The 18,584-nt window shown below is 65.4% G+C and carries 15 protein-coding genes; 3 read left to right on the forward strand and 12 right to left on the reverse strand.

Annotated features, from left to right (window positions below; all coding sequences use genetic code 11):
- Positions 1 to 70 precede the first annotated feature (70 nt).
- The 6 genes from ACRCSW_RS04890 to ACRCSW_RS04915 form a co-directional block, all read right to left on the reverse strand.
- Positions 71 to 1,126, reverse strand: coding sequence for a serine protease (locus tag ACRCSW_RS04890; protein ID WP_438703068.1), 1,056 nt, complete (start codon positions 1,124 to 1,126; stop codon positions 71 to 73).
- 1 nt (position 1,127) lies between these two features.
- Entirely contained in the window at positions 1,128 to 3,092 is a 1,965-nt protein-coding gene (locus tag ACRCSW_RS04895) for a caspase family protein (protein WP_438703070.1), read from the reverse strand.
- Positions 3,093 to 3,205: 113 nt separating this feature from the next.
- Positions 3,206 to 4,648 carry a patatin-like phospholipase family protein gene (locus tag ACRCSW_RS04900; RefSeq protein WP_438703071.1) on the reverse strand — a complete coding sequence of 481 codons (1,443 nt, stop codon included), beginning with the start codon at positions 4,646 to 4,648 and terminating at the stop codon, positions 3,206 to 3,208.
- A 20-nt stretch (positions 4,649 to 4,668) separates the two neighbouring features.
- Positions 4,669 to 6,030, reverse strand: coding sequence for an ATP-binding protein (locus tag ACRCSW_RS04905; protein WP_438703073.1), 1,362 nt, complete (start codon positions 6,028 to 6,030; stop codon positions 4,669 to 4,671).
- Positions 6,027 to 6,722, reverse strand: coding sequence for a response regulator transcription factor (locus ACRCSW_RS04910; protein ID WP_438703075.1), 696 nt, complete (start codon positions 6,720 to 6,722; stop codon positions 6,027 to 6,029). The genes ACRCSW_RS04905 and ACRCSW_RS04910 overlap by 4 nt, the downstream gene beginning before the upstream one ends.
- A gap of 14 nt (positions 6,723 to 6,736) precedes the next feature.
- Positions 6,737 to 8,062: a trypsin-like peptidase domain-containing protein gene (locus ACRCSW_RS04915; RefSeq protein WP_438703077.1), complete on the reverse strand. Its 1,326-nt coding sequence runs from the start codon at positions 8,060 to 8,062 to the stop codon at positions 6,737 to 6,739.
- A 152-nt stretch (positions 8,063 to 8,214) separates the two neighbouring features.
- Between ACRCSW_RS04915 and ACRCSW_RS04920 the strand changes: the two genes are divergently transcribed.
- Complete coding sequence (locus ACRCSW_RS04920) at positions 8,215 to 8,835, forward strand: hypothetical protein (protein WP_438703078.1); 621 nt, start codon at positions 8,215 to 8,217, stop codon at positions 8,833 to 8,835.
- On the forward strand, positions 8,835 to 10,904 hold the full coding sequence (locus ACRCSW_RS04925) for a caspase family protein (RefSeq protein ID WP_438703079.1): 2,070 nt from the start codon (positions 8,835 to 8,837) through the stop codon (positions 10,902 to 10,904). Before ACRCSW_RS04920 ends, ACRCSW_RS04925 begins: the two co-directional genes overlap by 1 nt.
- 95 nt (positions 10,905 to 10,999) lie before the next feature.
- Here ACRCSW_RS04925 and iolG read toward each other — a convergent pair whose 3' ends face one another.
- The 6 genes from iolG to ACRCSW_RS04955 form a co-directional block, all read right to left on the reverse strand.
- Positions 11,000 to 12,001 (reverse strand): inositol 2-dehydrogenase, encoded by a 1,002-nt coding sequence (gene iolG / locus ACRCSW_RS04930; RefSeq protein ID WP_438703080.1) that lies wholly within the window; start codon positions 11,999 to 12,001, stop codon positions 11,000 to 11,002.
- A gap of 66 nt (positions 12,002 to 12,067) precedes the next feature.
- Positions 12,068 to 12,835 carry an ATP-binding cassette domain-containing protein gene (locus ACRCSW_RS04935; protein ID WP_438703082.1) on the reverse strand — a complete coding sequence of 256 codons (768 nt, stop codon included), beginning with the start codon at positions 12,833 to 12,835 and terminating at the stop codon, positions 12,068 to 12,070.
- A gap of 5 nt (positions 12,836 to 12,840) precedes the next feature.
- The gene (locus ACRCSW_RS04940; RefSeq protein WP_438703084.1) at positions 12,841 to 13,953 is read right to left on the reverse strand and encodes an ABC transporter permease; all 1,113 of its coding nucleotides are present in this window, start codon (positions 13,951 to 13,953) and stop codon (positions 12,841 to 12,843) included.
- A gap of 113 nt (positions 13,954 to 14,066) precedes the next feature.
- The gene (locus ACRCSW_RS04945) at positions 14,067 to 15,008 is read right to left on the reverse strand and encodes a substrate-binding domain-containing protein (RefSeq protein WP_438703085.1); all 942 of its coding nucleotides are present in this window, start codon (positions 15,006 to 15,008) and stop codon (positions 14,067 to 14,069) included.
- 227 nt (positions 15,009 to 15,235) lie between these two features.
- On the reverse strand, positions 15,236 to 16,042 hold the full coding sequence (locus tag ACRCSW_RS04950; RefSeq protein ID WP_438703087.1) for a TIM barrel protein: 807 nt from the start codon (positions 16,040 to 16,042) through the stop codon (positions 15,236 to 15,238).
- A 132-nt stretch (positions 16,043 to 16,174) separates the two neighbouring features.
- Entirely contained in the window at positions 16,175 to 17,206 is a 1,032-nt protein-coding gene (locus ACRCSW_RS04955; protein WP_438703088.1) for a LacI family DNA-binding transcriptional regulator, read from the reverse strand.
- Positions 17,207 to 17,367: 161 nt separating this feature from the next.
- Here ACRCSW_RS04955 and ACRCSW_RS04960 point away from each other — a divergent pair, with 161 nt between their 5' ends.
- On the forward strand, positions 17,368 to 18,459 hold the full coding sequence (locus ACRCSW_RS04960) for a fatty acid desaturase family protein (protein ID WP_438703090.1): 1,092 nt from the start codon (positions 17,368 to 17,370) through the stop codon (positions 18,457 to 18,459).
- Positions 18,460 to 18,584: the final 125 nt, after the last annotated feature.

An 18,584-nucleotide genomic window follows, 5' to 3' on the forward strand; every position in this document is an offset into this window, starting at 1 on the left:
CGAGCACTTCGTGCACTCCTCGCGAGGTCTTCCCGAGGAGTGCACGAAGTGCTCGACGAGGTGCCCCCAGTCAGGGGTTCGCCTCGATCACCTGGTTCAGCCAGGGCACGAACTTCGAGATGTTGGTATAGGCCGAGAATAGCGCCGTCTCCTCGCACCCCCGACCCTCCATGCCGGTCAGGCCCCAGCTCACGATCCCGGCCTGGATATAGCCGCCACCCTCGACCGGCACGACCAAGGGCCCGCCGCTGTCGCCGTTGCAGCTGGTCTTGCCGCCCTCGAACGTCCCCGAGCAGATCATGTTCTCCGAAACCGGCTTCGGCGCGCGGGCGACAAGCTCGTCCCAGATCGCGTAGGCGTCCGCTTCCGACACCCCCAGGGTCTGTACCGCATAGCCGAACCCCCCGGCCGCATCCTCGGCCCGTGCTTCCAGCATCGCGGTATTGCAAAGTTCGCGGTCCAGGACCTGGATTTCGGCCTGCCTAAGCTCAGCCGAAGCCATCCCGCCTTCCTGCAGACCCCAGCCGGTGACGATGGTCGTGACACCCTGCTGGTTCAGGATATCTCCGTACTCGGCGTCCGGCACCTCGATCGTCTGGTAGGGGACCTGCGGCGCGCGCGACAGCTTGATCAGCGCGATGTCAAAGTCGAACCCGCCCCCGACATAGGACGGATGGCGGAAGACCGCCTCGACCGGGATCAAGTCGCCAGTCCCCTCGGCCAGCTGGTTCGTGCCGACCAGGACCGCAACATCCTGCGGCCAGAGATCGGCGTAGCTGCCGTCGTCCTGCTGCATGTGAACGCAATGGGCCGCCGTCAGGATCCAGCGGTCCATGACCAGCGACCCGCCACAGAACTGGCTTTCGGTCGATACCGGGGCCCCGCCGACCAGAAGCGCCACCTGCCAGGGCCAGGCACCATCCGCCGCAACCTCGCCGCCGATGACCTTGGCCCCGGCCTCGCCCGCTGACTTCGCCCGCTCAGCCTTGGCGCCAGACTTGGCATAGGTGTAGGGCGACGCGATCGCCGGTTCTTTCGGCGTGGCGTAATCCGCCGTCTCTTCGCCCAGAACCGGGGCGGCAAGCGCGCCCACAAGGGCAGCGGCGGACAGGAACCTGAACGTCATTTCAATTCTCCATGGCAACATCGGGGGCGGTCGCCCCGGGTTTCAGGCGCACCAGCTGGCGGATCATGCTAAGCGGCGCGGGTTTTAAGCTAAAGCCCCGGTTTGTGGCCTCGGGGTCCATCCGGCCCTCCAGCCAAAGGCTCATCGGGTCCGGGGTTCCGGCAAAGGCGCGGGTCATTTCGGGTGTCGCCAGGCGCGTCAGGTCAACACGCGGGGCGTCGGGGTCAACCGGCACGGCAAGGACCCAGATTTCCTCCAGTCCCGCCACGCTGCCCTCTTCGATCATCAGGCCCACCCGCACGCTTTCGCCGGGGGCAAGTCGGTTCGCCAGGTTCTGCGTGGGCCAGATCGGCGCGACCCTGAAGTCCGCCGCAAAGTACAGGACCGAGACGTCCTGCGCCTTCCCACCCGTGTTGGTCAGCGTCAGCCAAAGCTGATCGCAAGGGGCAACTCCTTCGGCCGGGTCGAAAGGCGCCGCCACACCGACCTTGTCACACCCCGCTTCAGCCGCGTGGCGTTCCACCGTCATCGCAATCGGCGCTTTCCCGGTCAGGCTGCGCCCGGTCGCCCCCGCCAACACCTCACGCAGCCGCAGACCATGGGCCGCCTGCCCCAGCATCCGCTCCACCGCCTCAGCCGGAGTCTCTCCGGGTTCGGGCCGGATGCGGGGGGTACTGCCCGGCCCTTCCGGGTCGAGCACCCCATCCGCCCCGGCCAGCGCGACCACTCCCTCCGTCAGGATCGGCACCAGATCGGCGTCGGGACCAGCGAGCGGCAGCGCAACCGTCCAAGGCGCATAATCAAACCCGTCCGCCACATCCACCCTCACCGGCACCGCCAGGGTCAAAGGCGCGGGCGGCGGGGCCGAAACGACCTCGGCCCAAGTGGCGCCCTCCGGCACATTGCCCACCAACCGCGCATTGCGCAGAGTCACCTCACCCAAGGTCAGCACCGCCAGCGGCTCCCCACTTGCGGAGTGTTCATAAACCGCAACCTCCGCCCCTTTCGTCAGCCCCTCCAACAACCCAGCAGAAAGGGTCCCTCCCTCAATCAGCATCCGCACGGCACGCGTGCCCTCACCGAAGACCTGCCCCTCCAGCATCGGCCCCTCGCCGTCCGGCATCTGCCGGGCCGGGCCTTGCACCATCGCCTCGGTCGTCGCCGCCAGGACCTGAGCCCAGCTGGCCTCGCGAGCGTCACGCAGGGTTTGTGCAAGCCGCAAGGTGAATTCCCCGTGCCATGTGCCATCGGCCATCGGATATTCGAAAGACCGCTGGTCGGACTGCGAGGAGTAAAGGAATACGAACTCGCCGCTCAGCGGCGCCACCGGGTCCCCCGCCACCGGCACAACATCGTCCGGGATACCTAGCGCAGCCTCGTCGATCACCCGCGCCACGCCCTGCCCGGCCACCGCCCGGAACCCGGTCGCGGAATGGCAGGCGTCGATCAGGCCCACCACCTTCACCCCCCGATCCAGCATCCCTTGCGCCCAGACCTGCAGCTCGTCATCCAGGATCGCGTTTTCCACCGCCCCGATGGCGCCCTTCCACCCCGCAGCATCGGCGGGAAGAAGCAGCTCATCATACCCCCCACCCTCATCCCCCGACATATCCGGCGCCTGCGCGCCATGGCCGGAGAAATAGAAGACCACCGTGTCGCCCTCGCCCGAGGCCGCAGCGGCCGCATCCAATGCCGCAAGGATCCCGGCCTTCGTCGGCTCGCCCACAGCGGCACCCTCCGGCACGCCGGTCGGGTCGGTCGTGAGGACCGTCATCCCACCCGCAACCACCCCCCGCACAGCGAGCGTCTCGGCCATCAGACGGACATCGTTCGCTGGGCCTTTCAGATCCGCATCCAGCGTCAGGTAATCCCCCACCCCCACGAGCACGGCCCGCACCTCGGCCCTGGCCGCGGGGGCGGTCAGCAAGGCCGTCGTGGCAAGAAGCGATAGAAGACCCGCGCGCATGATGCGGCCAAGATACCGCCGGGCCAAAACGGAACAAGTGCCGTCCCGACCATGACCGCATTTGTCATGCCCCCCGCCAGCCCAAATTTTTCGCAGAAAAATTGTGGGCTGTCTCAGTTCCCCACAGGCATCACCCGACGCCCGCCCGCCGCGATGCCGTCCTCGATCCGGCCATCCACGTCGTTCCCCGCCAGCGAGGCGAGGAACCCGTTGAACTCCGGCGTCATACGCGTCGCCATCCGACCCGCCTCGATCACCATGTCCACCTGGTCGACCGGAAGCTTCAGCCGCGTCGGCACCGCGTCCAGCTGGTCGCGCATGGCCGTCGGCAGGCTGGCGAAACTCGCCTCGCCCACGAACAGCTTCACGTCCTTGCAGTCCCACCCCGCCGTCGAGCCCCGCAACCGCCGCACCTCGGACAAAGGCAAAGCACAGCGCCATTCGATCAGCTCGCTTTCCCAAAGCCTCAGCTCGCCCCGCATCGAATCGTAGCCCGACCGAGACGCCGCCGCCATCGCGCTTGTCGCGATCGACATCGCAAGGTTCACCCCACCCGGACCTTCGACCTTCCTTGTCCAGTCATAGTCCTTGTCGACCCCGGCATTCGCCACCAGGAACAGCATCCGCTTCAGCTTCACCGCCTCTTCAGCCGTCAAGGGCGCGTAAGGCACCTGCGCCCGCGCCCGTTCCACCGCCAGCCCCGTCGTGCCGAAGTTATCCGTGATCCCCCCGTCCAGAAGCTTCACGAACTTCACTTCCTCGGGGTTCGTATAGCTTTCCAGCGCCCGCGCATGCGCCCGCATCGCCGCCGTCGCTTCGGGGTTATACCGCGCCGCCGTCAGCCAGTCCGGCTCGCGGTAGGTGCACTTGCCCTGATGGGCTTCCAGAACGATCGGCGTGAAGGCCAAGGGAAAGGCCGCCGAGGCCGCAACCGCCTCGGACAGCTTTACCTTCGACAGGTCGGAGCACAGCGCATCAAACGTCTCAGGCGAGAACAGGAATGGCGTGTTGTTCGCCATGTCGGTCGCGTTGATCCAGGTCTTGATGCGGCTCTGCTTCCGCAAGTCCCCGAAGGTGGCGCCCTTGAACAGCGTCTCGTCCAGATAGCGCCCGAAGGTCTCGCGCCCGTTCACCCCCCCGGCGACCCCCTTGATGATCGTCAGCGGGTTCAGCGCCGAGGTCACCATATAGGTCTCGGCATTGGTGATCAGGAACTGCTCGCGAAAGCCCGCAATACCCTCCGGCCCGTAAAGCCCGAACTGCGCCGCCATGACCGACCCGCCAGAGACGCCCGAGACAAGGTGGACATGGTCCAAAAGCCCGTTTGGTGTGCCGGTTTCAACGCCCGCCGCCCGAAGCTCCTCCAGCATGCCATAGGCGAACGACGTCGCCCGCATCCCCCCGCCGGAAAAGGCGAGGCCAATGTAAAGCTCGCCATCCCCCGCGCTCAGCGGCTCGACCAGTGGCGCGTTCTCGCCCTCAAGCGGTTGGTTCTGGGGCTGATTCCAGGGCGCGCAGCCGAAAAGCAGCAGAAGGGGAATAAGCGCGCGCCGCATTGGAAACCCGGAGTTAAAGATCACTCCGATTGCTGAAGCTTCGGCCAGTGGATTTCAAGCACGAATCCACCCGCGCTCTCCGGCAACGTCAGCCGCGCCCCGTGGCGGGCGGCAATTGCCCGGACAAGCGCCAGTCCCAACCCGTGCCCTGTGATCCCGCGGTCACGCTCGGCCCGGACAAACCGCTCGAACGCTTCGCCCCGGATATCGGCCGGAAGCCCCGGCCCGGTGTCAGCGACCCGCATCAGATGGCGCTCGCCCGCATCCTTCAGCGAAAGCGTCAGCTGATCGCCCGCCGCGCAGTACTTGATCGCGTTGTCGAGAAGGTTCGACAGCACCTGCGCAATCAGGTTGCGGTCGCCCAGCACCTTCAGGCCGGGGGCGATGGCGGCACTCGCGACCAGCCCCTTGTCCTCGGCCACGGGCTCGTAAAGCTCCCAGACCTCGGTCGCGACGGCTGACAGGTCCACAGGCACCAATCCCCCGCCCGTCCCCTGATCGGCCTCGGCCCGGCTGATGTCCAGAAGCGAATCGAACATCCGGATCGCCTGCCGCATCTCGGCCTTCAGCTCCGCCGTCAGCTCCTCCTGCCCTTCGATCCGGGAAAGCTTCTGCAGCATCCGGTTCAAGGGCGTGCGCAGTTCATGCGCGATGGTATCGGACAGCCGGTGCGTGGCCCGGTTCAGGTTCTCGATCCGGTCCAGCATCCCGTGGACATGGGTTTCCAGAAGCCCGAACTCGTCATCGCTGCGCGGGCCCGGCAGCCGGGCGTCAAGCGCACCTTCGGCCACCCGGTCGGCCAGGTCGTTCACCCGCCCGATCCGGCCCATCACCGACCGCGCGGCCAGCCAGCCCACGACTCCGCCCGCAACCAGCATCGCCGCCAGAAGCCCCAGCATCCCCCGTCGCATCGCGGCCAGCGTCTCGTCCAGCGGGCGCAACGACCGGGCGACCAGTAGGGGAAAGCCACCCGGCAGTTCGCGCGCGACAGCCAGCCAGCGGGTGTCGGCCTCCGCGAACACCACCGCGCCGTCCACGGTAAAGCCACCGCCAACCGGGGCCAGCCCCTCTGGCCAGGCCGGTCGCGTGCCCGCCAGAACACGGCCGCTCCGGTCCAGAAGAAGGAGCATCTCTTCGCCAGTCGCCGCTGCCGCGCGATAGTCGATGGCCTGCCGCAGCGCGATGATCCGCCGCTGGTCGTAAAGCGCCGCAAGCCCGTCAAGATCGGCGGTCAGAAGGCTCCGCTGCGCCTCCATCAACCGGCTCTCGACCAGCCGGTACTGAAGCGCCATCGCCCCAAGCGAAAGAAGCGTGACTGCAAGTGCCATCATGGCCGCCAGCCGCAAAGTCGCCCTTGCGGCCATTGGCCGGGAAAGCGTCACCCGGCGGCCCCGACCTTCGGCGCGAAGATATAGCCCTCACCCCGCGCCGTCTGGATCGCCTGAGACCCGGCGTCCTCCAACTTGCGGCGCAGGCGACCGACATGGACGTCGACCACATTGGTGCCCGGGTCGAAATGCAGGTTCCAGACGTTTTCCAGAAGCTGCATCCGGGTGACGATCTGGCCTGCATTCCTGGCGAAATAGGTGATCAGCTCGAATTCCTTCGGGCTTACCGCGACATGGTTCCGCTTCACATGCACCGTGCGGGCCTTCAACCTGATCTCCAACTCGCCAAACGCCAGAAGGTCATTGTCCAGAACCTGGATCGTGCCCCGCCTGAGCAGCGCCCTCAGCCGCGCCCGCAGCTCGTCCGGCTCGAAGGGTTTCGGCAGATAATCATCCGCCCCCTTCTCCAGCCCCTCCACCCGGTTCGCAGCCCGCCCCAAAGCGGACAGGATCAGGATCAGCGCGGTCGACCCGCCCGCCCTGATCCTCGCCATCGCTTCCACCCCGTCGCCGCCCGGCAGCATCCGGTCGAGCACGATCACCTTGTAAGGCGTGCTGATCGCAGCCTGGATCCCGGCCTCCAGCGTATCGCAGTGATCCACCGCGCAGCCCAAAGCCTCGACCTCCGCCCGCACCGCAGCCGCGGTCTCGGCGTCGTCCTCAACGATCAGGATGCGTTCGTCCATTCCCATGCCTTCTTTCAGAACACCACCACGTCCGGGTCAAGCACATTTGCCCCGCCAACCGGCCTTACACCCTCCATCGCGCCCCAAGGGTCGAGATAAATGTGCCGCGTCTCGCCTCCCGGAGCCTCCACCAGGATCAGCACCGCCTCGGTGATCTCGTAGGCCTGCAGGTCCACCGTCCCGCCGTTCACCGTCAGGATCCGGTCCCCCTGCGCCAGCCCCGCCATCAGGGCGGGCGAGTTATCCGTGACCGCCGTCACCAGCCCGCCATCCTCCAGCACCACCCCAAGCGCGGCCAACCGGTAGGCCTTCACGACCTCCGGAGCCCCTTGCGATACCTCCCGCAGCCTCGCCCCCAGCCCCTCGGCCTCCGCTTCAAAGGCCAAAGACAGCTCCACCCGCTCGCCATCGCGCAAGATGCCCAGCGTGATCTCTCCCGCCTCAGCAGCCCGCTCCACCGCAAAGGCCAGGTCGCCCGGTTCCGCCAGATCGGCCCCGTCCACCGCCACGACGATGTCGCCCCCCGTCAGCCCCGCCGCCTCGGCCAGCCCCCCCGCTTCCACGCCGTCCACCAGTAGGCCAACAGCCGTCACGCCCAAAGCCTCGGCCACCTGCCGGTCCACCGGACGCGCCCGCAGCCCCAGCTTCGGGAAAGCCGGCAGCGTTTCCTCGACCAGCCCGGTAACGATGACCTCCAGATCCGCCGCGGAAATCGCATACGCGATCCCCACGAACATCCGGCTCCCATCCGCGATCTGGCTGTTCATCCCCAGAAGCCGCCCCTCGGCGTCCACCAGCGGCCCGCCGGACGACCCCGGATTGACCGCCGCGTCGTGCTGCAGCATCCGCAAGGGCACCGTGATCTCCACCTGCCGCGCCATCGCCGAAATCCGCCCCTCGGTCAGCGTGAACTCCACACCCAAAGGCGCCCCCAGCGCAAAGACCTCATCGCCCAGGCCCGGCACCTCAGGCGCCAACGCCAACCCCGAGCGCCCCTCGGCCACCGAGATCACCGCCACATCCCGCACCGCGTCCCGCGCGATCACCAGCGCTACCTCTTCAACCCCATGCCGGTCGACCAGCCGCACCTCCTCGGCCTCGCCCACCACATGCGCATTCGTCACCGCCACCGACCCATCGCCCCACAGGAACGCCGAGCCCAGAAACCGGTCCTCGGCATCCGCACTGTGCACCGTGAACACCCGCTCCATCGCGGCGTCCAGGGGCGAGGCCGATGCAGGCCGAACCAATGCCACCAACGTAATCACCACCAGCACTGCCAGCGCCTCACTCACGAACCGAAGCGGTTGTCTCCGCTTGCGCCCTTTTCCGGCCACCATGATCAAACCTCTGCTTTGCCTCGTTCCGGCCTTGCTACCAGCGCTCCGGATGAAGGGCACATGACAAAGGCCGTCATGTAGAAATCTCGCATTTACAGTCGGTAACGCCCGCCCCATTTTCGGCTCTGACAGAAGCCAGACGAGTCACACGTATGCGCCGCACGCTTATAGCCCTTCTCCTCTCCAGCCTCGCCCTTCCGGCGCTGGCCGAGGCACCCTCGCCCGTGAAGGTGGCCGAGCTTTCCGCCCGGCTTTACGCCCAAGGGGTTGAGGCGGGCGATCCCCTCCTCATCATCTCGGCCGCGAAACTCCGAAAGTCGCTCGCCCCCGTGGCCAGCGACCGCGCCGCAACGGGGGGCGAGACCGTCGAAGGCATGCCCCTGACCTGGGAAGAGATGCTGGCCAGCGCCGAACCCCTCATCGAAGGCGATGACATTCTCCTTGGCCTGATCGATGATCTTCGGGTCGAGACGGACAAAGGCGTCGCCTCCGGTCCGGTCTACAACATCGGCTCGCTCGCGAACGGCCGTGGCGATACCTACCCGCCCATCGAATTCCGCGGCGGCGAGTATGCCGAGGTCTATGTCGAGGCGAAGGCCGCAACCAACCTCAACCTCAGCATATACGACGACAAGGGGCGGCTCGTTTGCTCCGACACCGATATCTCCCACATCGCCTATTGCGGCTGGACCCCGGCGCAGCCCGGCAACTTCACGCTGAAGGTGGAAAACAAGGGGCCAGCGTCCGCCTCCTACGCGTTGATGACCAACTGATGCTGCGCGCGCTCCTCACCTCAGCCCTGTGCCTCGCCGCCCTGCCCGCCTTGGCGCGCGAGAACCATGCGCTCCTGATCGGCGCGAACCAGTATCAGAACCTTGAGGAGCGCTGGTGGCTGAAGGGCCCCGCGAATGATGTGCAGCTGGTGGCGACCTACCTGACCACCCAGGCCCCCGTTCCCTTCGCGGCGGACAACGTGACCGTCCTGACCGACGGGGTCGACGGCTACACGGCCCCCACGCTGGGCGCGATCCGTACCGCTTTCGCCGACCTGACCGCCAGGGTCCAGCCCGGCGACTTTGTCTACCTCCACTTCTCCGGCCACGGCACACAGGCGCCCGCGCTTGACCCCGCGACCGAGCTTGACGGGCTGGACGAGCTTTTCCTCCCCGTCGACATCGGCCCTTGGTCCGACCAGATCGGCGCGGTGGAGAACAGCCTCGTCGATGACGAAATCGGCGCGCTGATCGACGGGCTCCGCGACAAGGGTGCAAACGTCTGGGCCGTCTTCGACAGCTGCCATTCCGGCACCGTCACCCGCAGCCTTGATGGCTCGGACGAAGAGGTCCGCACCCGCCAGCTGCCGCCCGGCGCCTTGGGGATCGATCCCGCCACGGTCGAGGAGGTCACCACCCGCTCCATCGGCGACCCGCGTGAGGGGGCCGAGGCGCCCTTCGACGCGGGAGAAGGCGAGGGCAGCTTCGTCGCCTTCTTCGCCGCCCAGACAAACGAAGTGACGCCCGAAAAGAACCTGCCCAAGGGTAAGCCCGACCGCAAACCGCAGGGCGTCTTCACCTGGACGCTGATGGAGGTTCTGGCCGAATACCCCGGCGCTACCTACGGCCAGATCGGGCAGGAAGTCCTCCGCCGCTATTCGGTCAAGAACCTGGCCAAGTCGACACCCCTTTTCGAAGGCGACCTCGACCAGGTGGCCTTCTCAGGCGAAGCAGGCGCACGCGTGGCCCAATGGCAAGCCGAGGTGACCGAGGCCGGGATCAGCATCCCCGCCGGTACGCTGCACGGATTGTCGGAAGGCGCGACCCTTGCCGTCATGGCCAGCGCGGCGGATGCCGACGACGCAGCCCTTGGCTTCGTCCAACTGACCAGCGTCGAAACCTTCGCCTCGACCGGCGAGCCTGTCGAAGTGGACGGCAAGGCCTTGCCCGCAGACCTGCCCAAAGGCGTGACCCTCCGCCAGCTTGACGAAACGCTCGATTTCACCCTGACCGTGGCCCTCCCCCCCGCAGGCAGCGCCCCCGCTGACACGCTTCTTGCCGCGCAAGCTGCGCTGGCGGATGCCGCAGGCCCTCGCCTGATCTTCGTCCCCGACAGCGAAGAGGCCGACCTCCGCCTCGCCGTCCTGCCCGACAGCCCGCGCCCGGACGCGATCTGGGTCCTCCCCGCAACTGGCCTGGTCGAGGATTTGGCCTCGACGCCCTCCGTCTCGACCGCCGACAAAGACGGCGCGACGCTAGCGGCCACGCTGGCAGACACGCTCACCACAATGGCCCGCGCGCAAAACCTGCTGAAACTCGGCGCGGCGGTGGGGACCGGCACTCTCGACGTCGAGGTCGAACTGCTGACCCGCACCCCCGAAGACCGTACCCTGCGGCCCCTGCCGTTCGCCCCCGTACCAACCCTTCTGCCCGAGGACGAAGTCCATGTCCTGGCCCGCAACAACACCGACGGGCCGGTCGACGTGAATGTCCTCTACATCAGCGCGGACTGGTCGATCAGCCACTGGTTCTCGGGCCGCCTGCAGCCGGGGGACGAGCTGAAGAAGGGCCTCTTCAAGATTTCCGACAACGTTCTGGGTCAGGAACGGATGCTGGTCGTGGTGACCCCCGCCAAACCGCAAAGCCCGGTCGAGGATCTTTCCTACCTCGCCCAGGACGCGCTCGACGTGACGCGCAGCATCGGTGGCTCGGCCTTCGACAATGCGCTGGCCGAGGCGGGCTTCGGGGTCACCACCCGCGGCGCCGTGGCCCTGTCGGACGAGGGCGAAGACACCGGCCCCGCACCAGCTATCCTGCAACTGGAACTTAGGACAGTGGCAGCCAACTGAAACAGAAAAGGTTTAGGCTTCCCTAACGAATTCGTATAATTATTTGAAATATAATGATAAAACTGGGCGTAACTCAGCGTTACGGCCAGCCCCGATCAAAGCACCTCGCTCAGCTTCACCGTCCGCCCCTCAGCCACCGACTTCAGCGCCGCCTCCGCCAAGGCCAGGGCCAGCAGCCCATCCTCGCCCGAAGGGCTCGCCTTGGCCTTCCCTCCCATCGCCTCGATGAAAGCCCCGATCTCGGCCGCGTAGGCCTCGGTATAGCGGGTCATGAAGAAGTCATGGAGCGGCGGCCGGGTATACCCCGCCCCTGTCGCCACCTCGATGCTGACCGGCCGCTGGTTCTCGGCCGCCGCCATCCCCTTCGACCCATGCACCTCGATCCGCTGGTCATACCCATACGTCGCGCGGCGGCTGTTCGAGATGACCGCCATCTTCCCCGACCCCGTCCGCAGCATCACCTGAACGGAGTCGCTGTCCCCCGCCTTCCCGATCGCCGGATCGACCAGCACCGACGCCATGGCCGACACCTCCGCCACTTCCTCACCCAGCAGGAATCGCGCCATGTCGAAGTCATGGATCGTCATGTCCCGGAAAATCCCCCCCGACCGCGCGATGTAGTCCAGGGGCGGCGCGCCGGGATCACGGCTGGTGATCACCACCATCTCGACGGTCCCTACGCTCCCCTTGTCGATCTCCGCCCGCACCGCGCGGAAATGCGGGTCGAAGCGGCGGTTGAACCCGACCATCAGCGTCCCCTTCTGGGCGCGGACGACCTCAAGACACTGCTTCACCCGGGCCAGCGACAGATCGATCGGCTTTTCACAGAAGACCGCCTTCCCGGCCTTCACGAACTGCTCGATCAGGTCGGCATGGGTGTCGGTCGGGGTGCAGATCACCACCGCGTCAATATCCTTGGCGGCGGCGATCTCATCGATCGACCGCACCGCGCAGCCATACTGGCTGGCTATCGCTTCTGCCGCCGCAGGCATCGCATCGGACACCGCCACCAGCTTCGCGCCGGGATTGCCGGTCACTGCCCTGGCGTGAACCTTCCCGATGCGCCCGGCACCCAAAAGCCCGAACCTGATCGTCATGACGTCTCCTTGCTCCGGGTGTTCCTTGTCCCGGTTGTGTTTCGTTTTGGTCTGCATATCCCGATATCAGGCATAGGCGGTGTCGGAAGCACCCTTCACGCCCGTGATGTAGGACACGATGTCGTTCCCGTCGGTCTCGTCCCGCTTCAGCGACGCAACGATCCGCCCGCGCCGGAAGACCACGATCCGGTCCACCAGATCGAAGACCTGACGCAGGTTGTGGCTGATCAGGATCATCGGGATGCCCCGCTCTTTCAGGCCCCGGATGATGTTCTCGACCTGCCCGGTTTCCTGCACCCCGAGCGCAGCGGTCGGTTCGTCCATGATCACCAGCTTCGACGCAAAGGCCGCCGTCCGCGCAATAGACACGCACTGCCGCTGCCCACCCGACATGTTCCGGATCGGGTTGTCGATGTTCGGGATCTTCACCGCGGTCTTCGTCAGGGCATCCAGCGTCCGGTCCCGCATTGTCTTGCGGTCAAGCCAGCTGAACGGGCCAAGCTTCCATTTGAAAAGCTCTCGCCCCAGGAACAGGTTCGAGGGCACATCCAGATCGTCAGCCAGCGCGAGGGTCTGGAACACCGTCTCGATCCCGGCTTCCCGTGCTTCAAGCGGTCCTTTGAAATGCACCGGCTGGTCGTCGAAGAATATCTCGCCGCCCGTGCGCTGCTCGACCGCCGTAACCTGACGCACGAAGGTCGATTTGCCCGCGCCGTTGTCGCCCACGACGGCGACATGCTCACCCTCATGCAGGACGAAGTTCGCGTCTTCCAGCGCATGCACGCCGCCGTAGTGCTTGGTCAGGCCGCGGGTTTCGAGGATGATCTTTGACATCGTTCCTAGCCCCTTGCCCGTTGCCGCTGGCGCCACTGGTCCAGCACCACCGCACCAACGATGATCGCGCCCTTCACCATCTCCTGATAGTAGGCGTCAAGCTTGATCGACGTGAATCCCGAGATGATGACCGAAAAGATCGCGGCCCCGAGCACGGTGCCGATGATCGATCCCCGTCCTCCGGCCAGCGAGATGCCACCGATGACCGCCATGGCAATGGCGTCAAGCTCGTACATCATTCCCATGCCGGCCTGCGCCGTGAGGTTCTTCGAGGTCAGAAGAATGGCCGCAACGGCGGCAAGCACCCCGGCGATCGCATAGACCAGTACCTTGTGCCGGTCGACATTGATCCCCGACATCCGCGCCGCCGCCTCGTTCGACCCGATCGCATAGCTGCGCTTGCCGTAAAGCGTGTAGGTCATGATCAGGTGAAACAGCACCGCCAGCGCCACAAAGATCACTGCGGGGTTCTGGCCGTCCCAGCTGAGAAGACCGAAAGTCATCGTGCCCAGGATGTCCCCATTGGCAAGGCTGCCGTACTCCACCGTCGGGAAGCTGACCGGCTGACCGTTCGACCACCACCGTGCAGCACCCCTGGCCGACACCATCACGCCCAGCGTGGCGATGAAGGGTGGGATTTTCGTGTAGGCGATCAAAAGCCCGTTCACGAGACCCGCGAACAGCCCGCAGGCGAGGCCCACGACGATAGGCACGATCACCGGCAGGTCCATCGCCCAGTCGCCGAAGATCGCCTTCGGGTTCGGGTTACCGTTGACCATCGCGGTCTGGGCAAAGCTCATCACGATCATCGCCGTCGCGCCCACGATCGAGCCCGACGACAGGTCGATCCCGCCGATGATGATGACCTGCGTCACCCCAAGCGCAATGATCCCGATGATCGCGACCTGCAGGATCATGATGTCCAGCCGCTGCTGGTTGAAGATCGCGTCGACGTTGTCGCGCATGTTGAAAAGGAAAGAGCCGCCCTGGAGGCGGTTCAGTATCTCGAAGATCACGACGATCAGGACCAGCGCACCGAAGACATTCCATTCAGGCGCGCGCGTCCTCTTCGCCGGATCGTACTTCAGGCCGCCAAGCCCGTGGGTCGCTTGTGCCAAGGCGCGTTCCTCCCCCGAGTTTCCGCTCGTATAAGCCTGGTTGTGGCTGCCGATTGCAGCGACGCAAAAGCGGGGCGGCCAGAGCCGCCCCGTATGTGATCCCGAGACGCTGCCTAGTTCTTCGCCAGGTAGTCAGCCATATTCGCCGGGGTCACCAGTTCGAACGGCACATACACCTTCTGTTCGACCGTCTCGCCCGCGGCCAGCTTCACGGCCGCATCAAGCGCGCCGCCACCCTGCGCTGCTGCATTCTGGAACACGGTGATGTCAAGTTCACCCGCCTGCATCGAGGCCAGCGCATCCTGCGTCGCATCCACACCCGAGACGATGACCGAGGCCATGTCGATACCGGCGGCCTTCATCGCCTGAAGTGCGCCGAGCGCCATCTCGTCGTTGTTGGCAAGTACGCCATCAAAGGCGGTGCCGGTCGACAGCCAGTTGGTCATCAGGTTCTGGGCTTCGTCCCGGCTCCAGTTCGCAGTCTGCTGGTCGATGACGTTGATCTTGACGGCGCACTCTCCGGCCTCGATCACGTCGTAGTAGTTCTGCGTGCGCTGCACCGCTGCCTGGTTCGACAGCTGGCCCTGCATGACATAGACGCCGACTTCGGTCTTGCCGGCTGCTGCCCACTGGTTGCACTGCTCGATAAAGCCCTGCCGGGACGATTCGGCTTCGTTCGAGGCGACGAAGGCCTGGTTGTCGGGCAGGGTGTCGACGTTGATCGGCTGACGGTTCACATAGACGAGCGGCACGCCCGCGGCAGCCGCGGCATCGGTCATCGCCTGCGTGGCCGACGTGTCGACCGGGTTCACGATGATCGCATCCACGCCCGAGGCGATGAAGTTGTTGATCTGGTCCAGTTGCTTGGCAACGTCGTCCTGCGCGTCTTCGATCTGCACCGACAGACCGGCCGCATCGGCCTGGGCCTGGATGCCGTTGCGAAGAACGGTCAGGAAGTTGTCGTCAAAGCGTGCCATCGACACGCCGATGCCTTCAGCCATTGCAGTGGTCGACAGCAACGAAGCAAAGCCAGCAGCGATTAGGGTCTTCTTCATGGGTCACTCCTCCCAGTGATTGCCCGCTGTACGCTACAACGGGTTCAGTTTTCATTTCGTCCGATTGCGCCTCCCAGCACGGTTCGGACGACTCGATCAGCCTGCGCAATGAGACTGAGGAGTTGGATGTGGGCCGTCAACCGATTTTTGCAACCGGTTGCAAAGCCTGCAATCCGCCCTCGGTTCACCCCAAGGTTCACGGCTTTCTGGCCCAAGGGTGCCGCGGGTCATGCCACGACCTTGGCGATGAGATCCATGCTTGCCCTCAGTGCATCGGCGGGGTCGGCCAAGGCATGAACGACCGGAGAAAATGCCTCGAAAGAACACGGTCCGTCCCAACCGGCCGCCTGCAGTGCCGCGATCTGTTCGACGTTGCCCAGCCTGTCCCCTTGCGTGACCAGAACGCGATGCGGATCGCGCATCTCGGCCACGCTGACCGTCTGGTCGGTGACGCCAGAGATGTGAACGATGCCGGTATGATCCGGGAAGATCGGCCCGCCCGGCGCCAGCGTGTGGTGAAAGGTGTCGTGGACCAGCTTGAAGCGGCTCTTGCCGCCCACGGCTTCGATCGCCTCGACGGCTTCGGCCTTGTAGCGCAGCGCACAGATTTCAAAGCCCAGAGGTTCGACCATGCCGATCAGGCCGTGGTCGTCCAGCATCGGCCTCAGTGCCTTCAGCGCAACACGCAAAGCCGCCTGGCGTTCGCCGTTGCCCATGCCAAGGTTGTCGTTGCGCGGGATCAGGCTGACCGCTTCGGCACCGGCGGCCTTTGCGATAGTCATCAGTGACAGCGCTTCGTCCGCCTTGTCTTCCGACCAGTCGTTGAAGCGCTTCACTTCGGCCAAGGCCAGCAGACGAAGCCCGTTCTGCCGCACAAAGGCCCCTGCCGCGGCGGGGTCCATGCCGTCAAACAGCGGCTGGGGCAGATCGTTCCGCACTTCGATACCGACGCAGCCGAGCTTCGATGCCAGCGCCACAAGCTCATGGAACGACAAGCGCGCCACAGTCATGTGGTTCAGTGCGAACTGCGGCATCCCGGGCATCCCCTAAACCTTGGCGGCGTTACGGGGTGGACCTTCTGCAGCGCTTTGCCACACGTCAACCGGCACATGGGCCGAACGCATCATTCCTGACGAACCGACATCTGATCCTGTGATGCTATTTCGTCAAACCGACTCGGACAAGTAGAGGTCCGGCTGCAGGAAGTGTTGTCCCTGCACGGTGGCCATGCCCTCGACAACCGCCTCCGAAGCAAGGCGGACCAGATCGTCGCAAAGCCGCTGCAAGGGCGTGCCGATCACCATGGTGACATGCCGACTGATCAGCGCCGCCCGGCTTTCCGGCGTCAGTTCGTTGACCACAAGGGCGACCTCACCCGGCTGCCGCGCCTCGCGCACGGCGGCAATGGCGCCCTCCATCCCGCCCCCCGCGCAATAGATGCCGCGCAGATCGGGGTGACGGCCAAGCAGGTCCAGCGTCGCCTCGTAAGTCAGCTGGCGCGTCTCAAGGTTGATCAGCGTGTCCAGCACCTGAAACTGCGGGGCATGTTCCCGCAGATAGCTGCGCACCCCGGTTTCGCGCAGTTCATGCCCGTGCCAGCGGTAGCCACCAACGAAAATCGCAACCTTTCCAGCATGATGCGCCGCCGTAGCGATCATATGGGCCGCGATGCGCCCGACCTTGAGGTTGTTCAGACCAAGGTAGTTCTGCCGCACCCCCTGCGCAAAGTCGTTGAGCAAGGCAAAGCAAGGTATTCCCTTTGCATTCAATCGCATGACCGCTTCGGTGACTTCCGGATGCGTGACGGCGGTCGCCGCGATCGCGTCAACGCGCCCCGCCATCCCCTCCATCAGGCTGGTGAAGTCCTTCGGAGACTGGGACGTCGCAAAAGCCACCTGCAGGGTTGCCCGCACGCCGATGGCCTGGGTCACCGCGCGCTCGGCCACGGTCTTGAATTCCTGGTAGAAGGCCTGGCGTTCCTTGTGCAGGACCATCCCCAGCCGAAGTCGCGGCAAGTCCGCGTGGACCCTTTGCCCGATCAGCGGCGCCGCGTGATAGCCGATCAGCCGTGCCGCCTCATAGACCTTGCGGGCGGTATCCTCACGCACCTTCTCGCGCCCGTTCAGCACCCGGTCGACAGTCGCGGTCGAGACGCCTGCCTCACGCGCAACATCATGGATCGTCGGTCTGTTGGCCATATCTTCCTGACGAAAAACAATCATCTCATGCTTCAAGCATGATGGATCATGACGAAACCTTCAAGTACAAGGCTAGCCGATCCGCCCACCCCGCCATTATCCACAAGATGAGGCGGGATCAGGCAGCGGCCCCAAGGCCGGAGCATGTCAGGAGAGGCAAGATGGGTCAGCGCGACTATAACCCCTTCGGCACCGACGCACGCCGCGCGGTCGAAAGCGGGCTTACGGCGGCGGAGTGGTACCACACCGAAGTCCCACGCAAGGTGATGAAGGATCTCATGGCCCGCAGCGACGGCCCCGCCATCCGCGACACGATCCTCCTTTACGGCGCGATGATCCTTTTTGCCGGCATCGGCATCGCGCTCTGGCCGACCCTCTGGTCGATACCGTTCTGGCTCGCCTACGGCGTCCTCTACGGCTCGGCGTCCGACTCGCGCTGGCACGAATGCGGCCATGGCACCGCCTTCCGCACGCCCTGGCTGAACAACGTCGTCTACGAAATCGCCAGCTTCATGATCATGCGCAACTCTGCCACCTGGCGCTGGAGCCACGCCCGCCACCATTCCGAGACCTACCTCGTCGGCCGCGACCCCGAAATCGCCGTCATGCGCCCGCCGGAACTGGCCAAGCTGATCGTCAACTTCTTCGGCGTGATGGATGTGCTGCGCTTCATCCCCGTGATCCTGCGCAATGCCGTCTCGGGTCCCACACCCGAGGAAAAGACCTTCGTGCCGGAAAGCGACTGGCCGAAGGTCCGGAAGGTCGCAATCGTCCATGTCACGATCTACTCTGTGACCATCCTGTCAGCCATCGCCTGGGGCTCGCTCCTGCCCCTTATGCTGATCGGCCTGCCCAGGATGTACGGCGCCTGGCACCACATCATGACCGGCCTCCTGCAGCACGGGGGCCTCGCCGACAACGTCGTCGACCACCGGCTGAACAGCCGCACCGTCTACATGAACCCGATCAGCCGGTTCATCTACTGGAACATGAACTACCACGTCGAACATCACATGTTCCCGATGGTGCCCTACTACGCCCTGCCCCGGCTGCACGAGGTGATCAAGGACGACCTGCCGCCCCCGAACCGCTCCATCACCGACGGCTTCCGCGAGATGTGGCCCGCGATCAAGCGTCAGGTCCTGAACGAAGACTACTTCGTCAAGCGCGCGCTGCCGCCCACTGCCAAGCCCTACCGCGAAGACTTCCACCAGTACGTGCCGGGGATGACTGCACCTCGGGCCGCCGAATGAGGGAACCATGCCCCGGATCGATACGATGGTAGAGGCCGGGGCCACCGCTGCCCGCTTAGGCAGCAGGCCCCGCAGGCCCTATACACCACCGCCGGTTTCGGATACTGGCCCCGAACGGTCGAGAT

It is taken from the genome of Tabrizicola sp. (assembly GCF_051645465.1).
Lineage (GTDB): Bacteria > Pseudomonadota > Alphaproteobacteria > Rhodobacterales > Rhodobacteraceae > Tabrizicola.